The following is a 14,603-nucleotide window of genomic DNA, read 5'->3' as shown; positions in this document are numbered from 1 at the left end:
CGGTGAAGGGCGCCTGGTGGGGACCTGGCGGTGAGTCTGGGGGTGGGGGATCGGTGCTGGTGTGAGGGTGTTTCGGGGGTGGTGGGTGGGGTGCGTGTCCGGTCTCGTACGGGGACTGTGCGGGCGTACGCGAAAGGCCCGCACCGTTGGGAAACGGGGCGGGCCCTTCGCGTGGAACTGGGCGGGTGGGATTCGGCCGGATGGGTTACTGCGGGGGTGCGGGTGGTGGGGTTTGGCTCTGGTTCTGACCTTGGGCCGGGCCCTGGCCTTGGTTCTGCCCGGGGGCCTGGTTCGGGTTCTGGTTCTGGCCTTGGTCTGCCTGGGGTGGCTGGTTCGGCTGGAAGGGCTGACCCGGCTGGAACTGCTGGCCCGGGGCGGGGGGTTGGAAGGGGGCGCCCGGTTGGGGGTGTGCCGGGTGGCCGGGTGCGCCGGGCTGGCCGGGGTGAGGTTGTGCGGGTGACGGGCCGCCGGGCTGCGGGTGAGGCGGTTGTCCCGGCTGGGGTTGGGCTGCCTGGCCGGGCTGCGGGAATCCGTAACCGCCGGGCTGGGGCTGGGGCGGTTGGCCTGGCTGAGGCTGTCCCGGCTGGGGTTGGGCTGTCTGGCCGGGCTGCGGGAATCCGTAACCGCCGGGCTGGGGCTGGGGCGGTTGGCCTGGCTGAGGCTGTCCCGGCTGGGGTTGGGCTGTCTGGCCGGGCTGCGGGAATCCATAGCCGCCGGGCTGGGGCGGAGTGGGTCCGCCCGGGTGGGGCTGCCAACCCTGGGGTGCGGGTGCGCCGGGGTGGCCTGGCTGCGCGGGGGGCTGGGGGTGGCCGCCGGGCTGGGCTCCTGGCTGGGGCTGGGCGCCCGGCTGGGTCCCTGGCTGAGGCTGGCCTCCGGGTTGAGGGCCGGCTTGGAGGCCGGGCTGCGGCTGCGCGCCGGGCTGCTGCGGGTACGGCTGACCGCCAGGCTGGCCTGGGTGCTGTGGGTACGCCTGGCCCGGCTGGCCCGGCTGGCCCGGCTGGCCCGGCTGCCCCGCATGCCCCGGCTGGGGCATGGGCGGCTGCTGGCCCTGGGCCGGGAACGGGCCGGGAACGGGCTGGCCCGGCAGGGGCGGCGCGGCGACCGGCGGCGGGTTGCCGTCCGATGTCCACAGGCCCTGCGACTGCTGGTGCCGCGCGATGTCCTCGGCAACCAACGCCGAGAGGTTGAAGTACGCCTCGCGCACCTTCGGCCGCATCATGTCGAGGTCGACCTCGGCACCGGCCGCCAGATGCTCGTCGAACGGCACGACGATCACGCCACGGCACCGTGTCTCGAAGTGGCTGACGATGTCGTCCACCTTGATCATCTTGCCGGTCTCGCGCACTCCGGAGATGACGGTGATGGACCGCGACACCAGGTCGGCGTACCCGTGCGCGGACAGCCAGTCCAGCGTCGTACTGGCGCTGCTCGCACCGTCCACGGAGGGCGTCGAGATGATGATGAGCTGGTCGGCGAGGTCGAGTACGCCGCGCATGGCGCTGTAGAGAAGGCCCGTACCGGAGTCGGTCAGGATGATCGGGTACTGCTTGCCGAGCACGTCGATCGCGCGCCGGTAGTCCTCGTCGTTGAACGTCGTCGAGACCGCCGGGTCGACATCGTTGGCGATGATCTCGAGGCCCGAGGCCGCCTGCGAAGTGAACCGCCGGATGTCCATGTACGAGTTGAGGTATGGGATCGCCTGGACGAGGTCACGGATGGTGGCCCCGGTCTCGCGGCGCACGCGGCGGCCGAGCGTACCGGCGTCCGGGTTGGCGTCGATCGCGAGGATCTTGTCCTGCCGTTCGCTGGCGAGCGTGGACCCGAGCGCGGTGGTCGTGGTCGTCTTGCCGACGCCGCCCTTGAGGCTGATGACGGCGATGCGGTAGCAGGAAAGGACGGGCGTCCGGATGAGCTCGAGCTTCCGCAGCCGCTCGGCCTCCTCCTTCTTGCCCCCGATCTTGAACCGTGAGGACGCGGCCGCCGTACGCCCGCTCTTCGCCTTCTGCTTCTTGTTGTTGAGCAGCCGGTCCGACGACAGCTCAACGGCCGCCGTATACCCGAGCGGCGCCCCCGGGTTGGTGGGCTGCCGCTGATCATGCTGCACGGCCTGTGGCCAGGCGGCACCAGCACGGGGGTCGACGGGCGGCTGCCCGCCCGGCTGACCCGGCTGGGGCATGGGCGGCTGCTGCCCCTGCGGGTGCGGATGCGGTACGCCGGGCTGGTGCTGGTCCGCACCGGGTTGGGGGTTCGGCTGATGCGGGAGGGGCTGGCCGCCCTGCGGCGGGTACGGCTGGCCGGGGTGGGGCTGAGCGTGGGGCGGCTGAGGCGCGCCCTGCGGCATCGACGCGGAGGTTCCGGCACCGGGCTGACCGGGCGCCTGTCCCTGCTGACCGGGTGCCTGGGGGAACCCATAACCTCCCTGCTGCGCAGGCGAGTTGGGCGCAGCAGGGTTGGGCGCGCCGGGTGTGCCTGGCTGCGGGAATCCGTACCCGGCCTGAGGGCTGGGTGCCTGTGGCGGCTGGGCATGTGGTTGTGCGCCGGCGGGCGGTTGAGTAGCGGCCTGCCCTGGCGCCGTAGCTGGGGGCTGACTGGCGCCTTGCGCTTGCTGTCCGGGTGCGGGCGGCTGGGGGAAGCCGTAACCGCCCGGCTGGGCAGGCGAGTTGGCGTCGCTTGCGGGCGTGCCGGGTTGCGGGAGCCCGCCGACGGGCCGGCCCGGTGTGCCAGGAGCGGCGTTCCCCGGCTGCGGGAATCCGTACCCGGCCTGCGGGGTGGACGCCTGTGGCGGCTGGGCATGTGGTTGTGCGCCGGCGGGTGGTTGAGCAGCGGCCTGCCCCGGTGCCGGAGCCGGGGGCTGACCGGCACCTTGCGCTTGCTGTCCGGGTGCGGGCGGCTGGGGGAACCCGTAACCGCCCGGCTGGGCAGGCGAGTTGGCGTCGCCTGGGGGCGTGCCGGGTTGCGGGAGCCCGCCGACAGGCTGGCCGGGCGTGCCCGGAGCCGGATTCCCCGGCTGCGGGAACACATAACCCCCTGCCTGTCCAGGCGTGTTGGGCGCTCCCTGCCCCGGAATGTTCGAGTTCTGGGGAGCGGGGCCGGCGCCCGGTCGCGGGAACCCGTAGCCACCCTGAGCCGAGGGCTGGCCGGGGCTGTCCTGCGGAGCCGTCGTCGCGGCACCCGACTGCGGGAATCCGTACCCACCTTGGGCGGCCGGCGGCGCAGTCGGGCCCCCGGCCTGCGGGAAGCCGGGGCTGCCTTGCGGTGCCGCCGGTGTCGTACCCGGGCTGCCGCCCTGCGGACTCGGAGCCTTACCAGGTGGCGTACCGAACTGTGGGAAGCCCTGGCCCCCCGGCTGCCCAGGAGCCGAACCAGCCCCGGAACCGTCGGAGTTCGGCGCCGAAGGCGTGGAGTCGGCGGCCGGAGCGGACGCCGATGCCGCGTCCGCACGCTGCCCCGGCACGGCAGGCGTACCCGGCGTAGCAGGCCAAGCCGGAGGCGCAGGCTGCGGTGCCTGCGGCTGGAACGGCTGCCCCTGCGGCGGAACCGACGGCTGCGCCGGGCCCCCCGCCTGTCCACCGCCTTCGCCCTGGCTGTCGCTCTCCGCGGACGCGGGCCACTGCGCCGCCGTAGCGGGCGCGGCAGGCTGATAGGCGGGCGGCAACGGCGGAAGCCCGCCCTGCGGCAACGGCGGCGGAGCCCACGCCGGAGGCGCGTCCTGCACGGCATCGCCGGCACCCGCCGAACCAAGCCCCGGCACTACGTCCTGAGGCTCGGCGTCCTGCGGCTCCTGAGGCCCCGCATCGCGAGGCCCCGCATCCTGAGGTTCCGCGTCCGCAGGCTCACTCTGCCCTGGCGGAGCGTCCTCCGGCTCGGCATCGTCCCTCGGCCGGGCATCCTCGGGCTCGGCGTCCTGGGGCTCCAATTCCCCAGTAGGAACTGCGTCGTTGACCTCGCCATCCTCGGCCTGATCCTCGCCCCCGGCCTCGGCAACCTCACCGGAACCCTCGGAGACAACATCCTCCACGGGGAGATCGACAACGTCCGCGGACTCATCCGCGACGTCACCTGCGTCCTCCGCCTCACCGGACCCCTCAACCACACGCTCCGAGGACGCCCCCGCGTCGCCCCCCTCGACCTCTTCCTCTTCGTCTACGCCATCGACGCCACCGTCAACGTCACTAGACCCACTCCCGAACACCACCTCATCAGCATCCGAAGCATCCGAGTCGTCACCGACTTCCGCGTCGGCGTCGGCGTCAGTGACTTCCTCGACCTCACCAGAGCCGACGGAGTCGTCCTCCTCCTCAAGCCCAGCGCTCTCCTCAGCCGAAGCCGAACCGACGGATTCATCGACAGCCGACTCGTCACCAGCCGACTCATCGACAGGCGGCTCGTCGACCGCCGGCTCCGCGGCAGCAACCGACTCCTCGGCAGTCGCCGAACCGTCGCCACTCTCCGCGCCCGCGCCCTCGGCCTCCGCCCCCGCGGCCCGCTCCTGAATCTCCCTCTTAAGAGCGACAGAGGAGATCCGCATGGTGGCGCCACTCTCCAGATCGCCGTTCGCCGCGTCCTCCTCCTCGCCCCCGTCAGGAGCGTCGGCAACGGGAGCCGGAGGCGGAGACGCAGCCCAAGGAGACTGAAAACCGCCCCCTACAGGCAGGTTGGGCAGAGCGGCAGGACTACCGGCGTCAGCGGCAGGCGCCCCGGCCGGCGCATCGGACGTACGCCACGCCGGCTCGAAGCCATTCCCCACAGGCAACTTGGGCACAGCCGTCGGCCCACCGACAGCCGACGAACCCTCGGGACCGGAAGCGCCCTCCGCAGCCGCGGAACCTTCGGCGGAGTCAGGAGAAACCGGCGAGAGCGGCGAGACCGGAGAAACCGGCGATACTGGAGAAATCGGCGAAGGAGACGCCTCCTCCGAACTACCCGACGCATTCTGCGTATACCAGGCAGGCGGCGCGTAATCGATGGTGAACTCGCCCGTCGTCTCGACGGCGGACTCGGCGTCGGACTGGTCATCGCCGGGTGTGGCCCAGCCCCCGCGGATCCCGTCCCGATCGCTGTTCACAATTCCTCCTGGTGTGGTCGAGCACCGTCATGCCGTACTGGGGCGACCGTTCTCGTCGTCCGAGGCGGCCTGATCCGCCCGGCTCTCCCCCTGTGACGCGGCCGACCCGCCCACGGGTTCTGCTGCCGCACCCCACCCAGCCTAATCACCACAACGACCCCCTCGGCAGGCCCGCCCGCCCCTCGGCACCTACCCACTACGTCACACTCCGCCTCAGAAGTGACATACGCGATTGGCCAAACAGCGAACATCCGCGCAAAACGCGAACATCGAGCCCCCTGTAACTCGTGTCCAAATCACCCGAGTCAGTTCAAAGGTTCGCAAATCCGAACCCTCAATCCATCCGTCGTGGCGTACCCAACAATCCGGTCTCGGCGTCCGTCGGCTGCGTCATCACGTACTGCCGGTCACGATCGCTGCACCAGAGGGTGAGGCCGTCGGAGAGACCGGGCAAGGATTCCACCTCCGCTCGCGGCAGCGCCATCGTGCGGCCGAGCTCCGCCGCCTCGTCCGGCGAGACTCTCTGTACGCCGACGAGGTGTGCCTGCCGCACGAGTCGCGGAGCCACCGGGCTGAGGTACGGCAGCAGGGTCAGCACCGACTGCCAGGGCCCGGAGACGACCCGGCCGCGCGGCGGCCGCATACCGCAGTCCCGGACCACCAGTACGGGCGTACCGGCCGAAGTGCCCTGCGGCGGCACCCGCCCGACGTCATACACGGACAACCCGTTCTGCCCGCCGCCCATGGCGTGCACCATCTGTATCCAGGCCTGCGGCCGCCCCGTCTCCACGGCCACCCGCGCTCCCGTCGCCGCCGCCCTGAGCGCGATGACCTGCACGGTCCACAGCCCACCGATGAGGACGACGTCGTACGGAGTCGGCCGGTTGAGCCCCAGCACCGAGGGGCGCCCCTCCGCGTCCACGCCGACGACGACACCGTCGTCACCGATGGGGAGGGCGAGGGCGGCCAGCTGGTCGACGGGCAGCGAGTGCCGAGCATGCCGCGGACCGATCAACCCCAAGCCGCTGCGCAGCAGTTCGCGCGCCCGCTCGGGGACAGAGGGTTGCGGCTGGGCGCGACCGGTGGCCGCCTGTCCCACGCGTGTGGGCATCGACGTCATCGGGCACCTCCGAGGGGCAGAGTGGCGAGCATGCCGGGTACTTGCTCCCGGTCGAGGCGGGCGAGCCCCGTGCCCGTGTGCCGGGCCGCTCCCTGCAACGCGCGCCGGGCGGCGACGAGTTCGTCGTCACTGCGCCCGGTCACCCGCAGGTGCCCGCTCATGGAGACCTCCTGCCGCTCCCCGCGCGTGAGCGTGAGACTGAAGGTGGTGGCCAGCGCGGGGACGGCCGTCACGAGAGCGAGGAGCTGTGGCAGCGACGGCGCTCTTTCGCCGCCCAGCGTGGGCCAACGGCGGATCCAGTACGTGGTGTGTCTGCGGTTGTCGCAGCGCCAGCTCCGGCCCGTCTCCTCGGTCCGCCGCTCCCGCGTCTCCGCCCGCCCGGCCTCCGCCGTCACCAGCGGGTTCGCGCAGGCGGAGGTGGCGATGGCGGAGGTCAGCTCCTCCTCGTCTAGAAGCCGCGCCCGGAACCCGGCACCGGTCAGCCGGCTCGCGAGGTGATCGGCGGCACGTACGACGCACTTCTGCGCCCCGACGAGACCGCCCCCGCGCGCGGCCACGGCCTCCGGGCACAGCTCCGGGTCGAGCTTCAGCGCTATCCACGTGATCCGCACGGCCGGCGCACCCGTCTGCTCCTGCAGGGGCGCATAGTTGGCGACGGCCACGGACTGCTGGGGCAGATGAATCGCCGGCGCGGGCTGGGTGTGCAGCACGACCTGTGCCGACTCCAGCCGGATCCCGTCCACTTCCAGGGCGTCGTACACCAGGGAGACAGGCAGCGGCTGACGGTTCCGCTCGGCCCGTACCGCGGTGGCGTCGGCCTCCACCTGCAGCACCGCGGTGACGAACGTGCCGTCCCCGATGATTCCGACCGGCCGCCGGTCACGGCCGACGTATGTGTACGTCCGCAGACTCGGGTCGCACTCCACGGCCGGTGTGAGCCCCGGCTCCGTGCCCTCCGGTATCGGCGTACTCGCCGCCCGGCGCTGCCGTGCTTTCAACGCCCGTGCCGTGCCCAGCCATTCGGGCAGGGAGCGGCCGCGGCGACGTACGAAGGAGAGCAGCACCAGGCCGACGGCGACGACGGCCGCCGGTACCAGGGCCACCGGATGGATCACCCATCCGATCAGCAGGACGGCGGCCGCGATCTCAAACAGTACGAATCGTTGCAACCGGAATGCCCCGGCCTGACCTGAACGCACCTTGAAGTGGAGCGTGCCCGGCGAGGACTGCCCCCGCGCCGGTGTCTGCTGGGGCGCCGGCGAACCCTGTGACCGTGATCGGTCACGGGACCGGACCCGCGTTCCGGATGCCACCATTCCAACCCCCCGTTTTTACTGACAACTCGCTGCTATTTCCGCACCGCACAAGGCCCTTGAGGGCCCGGGTACCCTACCCGCTCCACAAGTCCCCGCGGATAACAGGCATAGTAGGGGGCCGCTCTGACATCGAAGGCGGGGACGGCGGTGGATCAGGTCGCCCCGGCGAGCGCGGACCATGTGAACACGGGGAGAGACAGGCACAGATGGCATCTCGGCGCGACCAGCTCAATGCCTACACCTTCGCGAAGCGCCGTATGCTCGCGGCCTTTCTGCAGCCGTCACCCGACGGCTCCGAGGAGGGCGCACCCCGCCCGCTGCGCGGAATCCTTCCCGGCATCATCGTGGGCGTGATCGTGCTCGCCGTCTTCGGGGCCTGGGGCATGTTCAAGCCCACGGCACCCAAGGGCTGGAACGAGCCCAAGGCCAAGGTGATCGTCGCCAGCGACTCGACCACGCGCTACGTCGTCCTGAAGACCGGCAAGCAGGTCCAACTGCACCCCGTCCTCAACATGGCCTCCGCCAAACTGCTCCTCGACGAGGGCCAGGGCGATGTGGTGACCGTCGAGGAGTCCGTACTCGACGACGGCAAGATCCCGCACGGCGTCACCATCGGCATCCCGTACGCGCCCGACCGACTCCCCTCGGCCTCCGAGGCGGGCAGCGAGAAGCGCTGGGCGGTCTGTGAACGCCCCAGCGCGGGCGGCGAGATCCAGAAGGCGGCCCTGGTCCTCGCCTCTCGCGACATGAAGGAGACCGAGGGCAAGGGAGAGAAGCTGAGGGGCGGCCAACTCCTCTACGTGGCGGGCCCGGACGGGAACCGCTATGTAGTGGACGGGAGCGGACGGTCGTACCCCATCGGCAAGAGCGACGAACTGCTGCTGCGCGCCATCGTCGGCTCCGACCGGCAGCCGCAGAAGGTGTCCAAGGAGTGGCTGGACACCCTGCACCGGGGCGACCCGATCTCCTTCCCCGAGATCACCGACCAGGTGGGCGCCGCGGCCGACGCCCCCGGTCAGCTGGACGAGACGACCAACAGGGTCGGCATGGTGCTCAAGTCGTCCGACCTGAACAGCGACCAGTACTACGTAGTGCTGCCCGGCCGGGTCGCCCCCGTCTCGGATTTCGTGGCCCAACTCCTGCTGTTCAGCAAGGACTTGGTCTCTCTCGGCCAGGCCGACGAGGCCAAGGAGATGAGCCCCGGCGCGATCGTCCCGGGCAAGCCGTTCGGCACGGAGTACACCTGGCCGACCGGGGACCCCCAGCCCGTCAACGAGGCCTCCGGAAAGCGCGGCAGCCGCAGCACCGTCTGCAACGTCCTGCGCGACGTGAACTCCGGCTCGGGCGCCACCACTTTGAGCACCTGGGCGGGCACGGACTTCCCGGCCAAGCTGCCCACCGGCTCCTCCAGCGCGTACGTCACGCCCGGTTCCGGTCAGCTCTACCGCCAGTTCCAGGGCGAGGACACCAAGTCCGGCCCCGTCTTCCTCGTCACCGACACAGGCCTGCGCTACGTACTGCAGTCCAACGCCGACAGCGGCACGGACGACGCCGGCATCGGTACGACGGCCAAGGACCGCAAGCAGGCCCAACAGGAAGCAGAACAGGCCCAGATCCGGCTCGGCTACAAGGACGTGGACGCCGCTCCGATCCCCGCCGCCTGGTCGGAGTTCCTGCCCACGGGCCCACGCCTGTCGACGACGGCGGCACGCCAGCCGCAGGGTTCGTAAGGGGCACGGCATGCGACGTATGAACACCGTGGTCGCTGCGCTGGCCGCGACCCTGCTCACGACTGCACCCGCCGTCCTCGCACCCCCCGCGGCGGCGGCCGACCTCCCGTACTCGGACCAGTGCTCGTTCCCCAACGGGGACTACCCGGGCCGCCCTTGGTCCCTCCAACGGGTCCTGTTGGACGAGGTGTGGAGCCAGTCCAGGGGCAAAGGCGTACGGGTGGCGGTGATCGACACCGGCGTTGACGTGACGAATCCACAGCTCACGGACGCGGTCGACGCGAAGAGCGGCCGTAACTTCCTGGACAAGAACCTCAAGGACGAGAACGGCAACCCGATCGAGCGGGGCAAGGAGAACGGCACCTCGGACACCGTCGGCCACGGCACCAAGGTGGCGGGCATCATCGCGGCCCGCCCCGCCGAGGGCACCGGCTTCGTGGGCCTGGCCCCCGAAGCGAAGATCATCCCGATCCAGCAGAACGACGAGGAGGGCCACGGCACCGCAGACACCCTGGTACAGGCGATCCACCACGCCATCCAGGCCGACGCCGACGTCATCAACATCTCCCAGGACACGTCGAACGCGACGAAGCCGACGCCCAAGCTTGAACTGGCCATCAGGGAGGCCCTGTCCCAGGAGATGGTCGTAGTGGCCTCGGCAGGCAACGACGGCCTCGGCGGCAACGCCAAGAAGACGTACCCCGCCTCTTACAAGGGCGTCCTGGCGGTCGCGGCCTCCGACCGCAACAACGAACGCGCCTCCTTCTCCCAGGCAGGCGACTTCGTCGGGGTAGCGGCCCCCGGCGTAGACATGATCTCTACGGTCCCGGAAGGCGGCCACTGCTCCGACAACGGTACGAGCTTCTCGGCCCCGTACGTCGCCGGCGTCGCAGCCCTGATCAAGGCCAAGCACCCCACGTGGACGGCCCAGCAGATCGTCGCCCAGATCGAGCAGACGGCTGAGCGCACGATCGCGGGCCATGACCGCAATGTGGGCTGGGGAGTCGTAGACCCGGTCCGGGCTCTGACGGAGGACGAACAGCCACTGGAGTCCCCCGACCCTCAGCAAGGTCTGGGCAAGCCGGAAGCCCCGGCGGCGGCCAAGTTCCAGGTGGGCGAAACGGCGGAGGAACGTAACGCTCGGTTGGCTACGTATGTGGCTGTGGGGGCGGTGGTTCTTGTGGCTGGTCTCGGGGGTACGGCGGTGGCGATCCGGGATGCGCGGAGGCGGAGGCGACGGGTTGTGGGGGCGCAGTAGGAGCGGTCGCCTGCCTGGGCCATGCCAGTGCTGGGGCGTTGGATTCCGGTCAGGTTGTCGTGGAGTTCCGTGGAGTTGGCCTCCGGTGCGCACCCAGTGGGTGAGCGACGACGGGTGCGCGTTGGCATCGCAAAGATTGCGGCGCGCAAAGCATCCCACCCCTTGGAGGGAATCTGCCATGGGAGGTGAAGTGGTTGAGCGAGGTAGCCGCTGTGCCCAATATTCAGGCATTTCAAGGCAGTTGGGAGCGTGGCTGATTGACGCTGCCTCGACAACTTCGTAACTGATCTAACACCAGACTCAGTTGGGCTCGATTTACACAATGACTACTGTGGTCATCGAGTGTGTACATCAGGTCACTGCCTGCACAGCGCTCGTCAGCTGACAAACGGGGAACGGGGAGGGAAGGCATGCTGCCTGCGGAGGGCCTCAAGATCGGCCTGGAGGCGCTCGGAACCTTCAAGAAGCGTGTGGATGCGGTGCTATCCACCTTTGACGGCTCACCAGCCAGCCCTCAGAAGCTCGCGGCGCACGCTCTCTCGGAGGCCTCGTTCAGCGGCGCAGGCGGCTTCGCCGAGGCGAAGGGCCTCCACAGCCAGTACGAACGCGTCCACGAGCGGTTGACCACGCTGTCCAGGCATCTGGGGCTCCAGATTGAGGCGATGCAGATCGCCGTCATGGGCGCGGACGGCAACTTCAGCAACCTTGAAGAGGAGCAGCGGCGGCGGTTCCACGAGATCGGGGAGGAAATCCGCCGCCAGCAGGAGGAAGCGAAGCTGGCACAGCAGTTGGAAGCGGCGCGGGAGCAGAGGGCTGCGGCGGAGGCTGCGCAACGGGAGGCGGCTGCGAAGGACGGCCAGGCCCCGCCGAAGGAGAACAACGAGGCGGCAGGGGGCGCGTACTGATGAGCGACGAGCAGAACCAGGGCCCGCATCAGGCGGAGAAAGAGCAAGCCGCTCAGCAGGTGAGCGTCATCAACCTGGTGAGCAAGATGACGGAGATCGACTTCCTCCCCTTCGGCGGGAAGCTCCCCCGCATCTTCGGCAAGACGAACTTCGAGGGCCACGACCTGAACGCCATGATCGACATGGTCGAATCCGCGAAACCGGAGGACTTGGAGACCGCGGCCACTGCTCTCCTGAACGCCCAGACCGCCATCGAGGACGCTGCTGGGGAGCTCGAGGGCCACATCAGCCGGGTCGACTGGGAGGGCGAATCGGGCGAGGCCTTCCGTAAATGGGGCGCCAAACTCGTCATCCACGCCCGCAAACTCGCCGACTTCGCAGAGGCCGCTGGCACCCAGATGACGGCATCAGCCACGGGCCTCGCCTCCGTACGCAACGCCATGCCGCCCCGCGACACCCGGCAGGACCCGAAGACGGTCGCGGACATTCCGACGCCCAAGCGAGTTGACGGCAACGAGGAGTACGCAGCGGCGCTCAAGGCCGAGCAGGACCGCCAAGAGGCGATCAACCAGATGAACCGGCTGGCGTCTTTCTACGAGGTGTCGGAGACGACGCTGGCGCAGCAGGAGCCTCCTGTTTTTGAGGCTATGCCGGATGTGGGGGTGCCTAAGCCCCAGGACTACGGGACTCCCATCAGGCCAGGCGCTGAAGTGCAAGGTGCCGGGGGGCTTGGGGCTGCTCGTGAGTCAGCGGTGGCGGGACAAGAGTCCTCGGGCACAGCATCAGGCCAATCCCGTTTCGGAGACACCACCCCGTCGCTCAAGGATGTGGATGGTTCGGCTGTCTCCTCGGATGGGGCCGTCGGTACGGAGATCGACAGCGTAGGCACCCTGCAGCCTCCTCAGGAAGCCGCGAGGTCAACGCCCAATTCGGCGCAGCCGATTACCAGTTCAGGCAGTTCCAGCGGAGGGGCGCCTCTTCCGTTCGCTTCGGGACCGGCCTCTCTTGCTCGCGGCGGGCAGAGCGGCCGCACCTCGGGCTTCGGTGGAACGACCGGAAACAGGTCCCCGATCTCGGCTCAGGGTCGTGCGGGCGCTCCCGGCGGCACGGTCGGCGGCCGCGGGGCCACGGGGCCGATCTCGGCACAGGGACGTACAGGTACTCCCGGCGGCGCTGTTGGCGGGCGCGGCGTCACAGGGCCGATCTCGGCTCAGGGCCGCGCAGGTGCTCCCGGCGGCGTCGCCGGAGGGGGCGGCGCGGGTCCAATGGGGCGTGCCGCGGCTACGGGACCGTCAGGGGTCCGTGCCGGTGGCACGGCGGCAGGCAACTCTCCCGTGGGCCGAGGCATTTCCGGCGGAACGCCTCGCCCCATAGGGGGAACGGTGAGCGGCCGTGCTGGTGGCATGGGCCCGACGGGGGCGGTGCACGGCAACGGTGTCGTCGGAGGAAGGCCGATCAGTGGTGCGGCACCGGGGGTGACCAGTTCCAGGGTTCCTCGGGGGACGGTCGTTGGCGCCGAGGGCAGTAGCGGTTCCCGCTCGCCTGTCGGCAAGATCGAGCAGCGAGGCGTCATCGGGGCGCCGCAGTCCGCCCCCGGCGCTCGTCCGGCGCAAGCTGTCCGCCCCGCTTCGGGCAATCCCGACGGGGTTGTTGGTACCCCCAAGGGGCGAGTTCGGGCAGGCAGGAACGGTGTATCCGCCAGCGGTGGTGCTGGAGTCCCGCAAGGCCTGAGGCCGAATCGGCGCAACACCAACCGCGAGGACCGCCAGGACCAACGTCAGCCCGAGACCCAACGACGCAACGCGCCGCCAGCGACTGACTGAACACGAGCGAGGATCTACAGCGGCATGACAGGGACCAGGCCCCGTGGCAGATGGATTGCGCCTTTCGCGGGACGTGCCAGAAGACGAGTGTCCATCGTGTGCACAGCACTTGGCGCTTTCGCCATTGCGTCCTCCTGGCTGGCTCCGAGCGCCGTAGCCGCCGACGTCCAATCACGACAGTGGTACTTGGACGAGATGGACGCCGAAGGCATGTGGAAGACCAGTACGGGCAAAGGCGTCAAAGTTGCCGTGTTGGACACAGGTGTGAATCCCGACACTTCCTCACTAAAGGGCCAGGTACTGGAAGAAGAAGTGCCACGGTCGGTCTCGTACAACGCCACCAAGGACTACGACAGCCATGGCACCACTATGGCTGAGGTGATTGCCGGTACTGGCGCAGGAGGCGGTTTGCAGGGACTGGCGCCCGACGCGAAGATCGTCCCCTATCGGGTGCTCGCCAAGAGCGAGATGAACGCCACTGACAGAAAGAAAACACCTACGGTCGAGGATGCGATCAAGGCGGCCGCTGACAGTGACGCTCAGATCATCAGCATGTCCTTCACTGGAATCACCTTCGACTCGGACGACGTGGAGGCCATCAAGTATGCTCAAACAAAGGGCAAGTTGATGTTTGCTGGCACTGGCAACGACGCTGAATCCAAAAATCTCATAGGTTATCCGGCCAGGTATCCTTATGTCGTCGGGGTTGCTGCCGCAGACGAGACGGGAAAGGTCGCAAAGTACTCGGAGCACGGCCATGGTGTTGATCTGGCGGCTCCGGGACTGAATCTGCCTCAGTGGTGCGATGCAACGTTCCGCTCGTACTGTGACGGCGGCGGGGGCACAAGTGCTGCCACCGCCATCGCCTCGGCCTCCGCCGCTCTCATCTGGTCCGCCCACCCCGACTGGACAGCCAACCAGGTCCTCCGCAGCTTGATCGACACCGCAGGCCGCACCTGGCCGGAGGGTGAGCGGAGCAACTACCTCGGCTACGGCCTGGCTCGTCCCCGCAAGGTGCTGGAAAACAGCAGTATCGATCCAGGCCCGGCTAATAAGGACCCCCTCAGCTTCGAGAACGGCATTAGCCTCAAGGTGATGTCCCCCTCGGAATCGCCCTCTCCTTCACCTTCCACGTCAGCGCCGTCGAAAGCACCGAAGAATCCCTCAGGCGGCGGGACTTCTGCTGCAACAACAAACTCGGACACGTCCGACAACACCGTGCTCTGGGTAGCCCTTGGAGCCGCCGGGGCTCTGGCGGTGATCGGAGGCGGCGCCTTCGCTGTGGTTCGTTCAAGGCGTGGTACATGACGAATCACGCGGTATCGATCCCGTCGCACACAACAATTCCGGCGCAGGCCAACCACAACTGCGCGGAAATGCGACGAC

8 protein-coding genes and 1 pseudogene are annotated in these 14,603 nt (G+C 69.4%); 5 read left to right on the top strand and 4 right to left on the bottom strand.

Features of this window, described 5'->3' with window-relative positions; translation table 11 throughout:
• Positions 1-205: 205 nt before the first annotated feature.
• The 4 genes and pseudogenes from OHT21_RS12205 to eccE form a co-directional block, all read right to left on the bottom strand.
• Positions 206-3,655 (bottom strand): nucleotide-binding protein, encoded by a 3,450-nt coding sequence (locus OHT21_RS12205; protein ID WP_443050627.1) that lies wholly within the window; start codon positions 3,653-3,655, stop codon positions 206-208.
• Between the two features lie 1,281 nt (positions 3,656-4,936).
• Positions 4,937-5,065: pseudogene (locus OHT21_RS12200) on the bottom strand (SCO5717 family growth-regulating ATPase); the annotation flags it as partial.
• A gap of 334 nt (positions 5,066-5,399) precedes the next feature.
• The gene (locus OHT21_RS12195; protein ID WP_443050351.1) at positions 5,400-6,176 is read right to left on the bottom strand and encodes a hypothetical protein; all 777 of its coding nucleotides are present in this window, start codon (positions 6,174-6,176) and stop codon (positions 5,400-5,402) included.
• Positions 6,177-6,181: 5 nt separating this feature from the next.
• Positions 6,182-7,501, bottom strand: coding sequence for a type VII secretion protein EccE (gene eccE, locus OHT21_RS12190; protein ID WP_328768286.1), 1,320 nt, complete (start codon positions 7,499-7,501; stop codon positions 6,182-6,184).
• A 206-nt stretch (positions 7,502-7,707) separates the two neighbouring features.
• On the opposite strand from eccE, the gene eccB reads away from it, so the two are divergent.
• The 5 genes from eccB (at position 7,708) to OHT21_RS12165 (ending at position 14,525) form a co-directional block, all read left to right on the top strand.
• Positions 7,708-9,231 carry a type VII secretion protein EccB gene (gene eccB / locus OHT21_RS12185; RefSeq protein ID WP_328768285.1) on the top strand — a complete coding sequence of 508 codons (1,524 nt, stop codon included), beginning with the start codon at positions 7,708-7,710 and terminating at the stop codon, positions 9,229-9,231.
• 19 nt (positions 9,232-9,250) lie between these two features.
• On the top strand, positions 9,251-10,489 hold the full coding sequence (mycP, locus tag OHT21_RS12180) for a type VII secretion-associated serine protease mycosin (protein WP_443050626.1): 1,239 nt from the start codon (positions 9,251-9,253) through the stop codon (positions 10,487-10,489).
• A 410-nt stretch (positions 10,490-10,899) separates the two neighbouring features.
• Positions 10,900-11,394 carry a hypothetical protein gene (locus OHT21_RS12175; RefSeq protein WP_328768283.1) on the top strand — a complete coding sequence of 165 codons (495 nt, stop codon included), beginning with the start codon at positions 10,900-10,902 and terminating at the stop codon, positions 11,392-11,394.
• Positions 11,394-13,217, top strand: coding sequence for a WXG100 family type VII secretion target (locus OHT21_RS12170; RefSeq protein WP_328768282.1), 1,824 nt, complete (start codon positions 11,394-11,396; stop codon positions 13,215-13,217). The genes OHT21_RS12175 and OHT21_RS12170 overlap by 1 nt, the downstream gene beginning before the upstream one ends.
• A gap of 87 nt (positions 13,218-13,304) precedes the next feature.
• Positions 13,305-14,525 (top strand): S8 family serine peptidase, encoded by a 1,221-nt coding sequence (locus tag OHT21_RS12165; protein WP_443050350.1) that lies wholly within the window; start codon positions 13,305-13,307, stop codon positions 14,523-14,525.
• Positions 14,526-14,603: the final 78 nt, after the last annotated feature.

The organism is Streptomyces sp. NBC_00286, from assembly GCF_036173125.1.
Lineage (GTDB): Bacteria > Actinomycetota > Actinomycetes > Streptomycetales > Streptomycetaceae > Streptomyces.
Note: the sequence above shows the minus strand (reverse complement) of the source record. Positions and strands in the feature narration are given on the sequence as shown.

What these genes read in the sequence shown, in the direction of transcription:
- OHT21_RS12195 (WP_443050351.1), bottom strand. Translation starts at nt 6,176, where the DNA reads ATGCCCACACGCGTGGGACAGGCGGCCACCGGTCGCGCCCAGCCGCAA.
- eccE (WP_328768286.1), bottom strand. Translation starts at nt 7,501, where the DNA reads ATGGTGGCATCCGGAACGCGGGTCCGGTCCCGTGACCGATCACGGTCA.
- eccB (WP_328768285.1), top strand. Translation starts at nt 7,708, where the DNA reads ATGGCATCTCGGCGCGACCAGCTCAATGCCTACACCTTCGCGAAGCGC.
- mycP (WP_443050626.1), top strand. Translation starts at nt 9,251, where the DNA reads ATGAACACCGTGGTCGCTGCGCTGGCCGCGACCCTGCTCACGACTGCA.
- OHT21_RS12175 (WP_328768283.1), top strand. Translation starts at nt 10,900, where the DNA reads ATGCTGCCTGCGGAGGGCCTCAAGATCGGCCTGGAGGCGCTCGGAACC.
- OHT21_RS12170 (WP_328768282.1), top strand. Translation starts at nt 11,394, where the DNA reads ATGAGCGACGAGCAGAACCAGGGCCCGCATCAGGCGGAGAAAGAGCAA.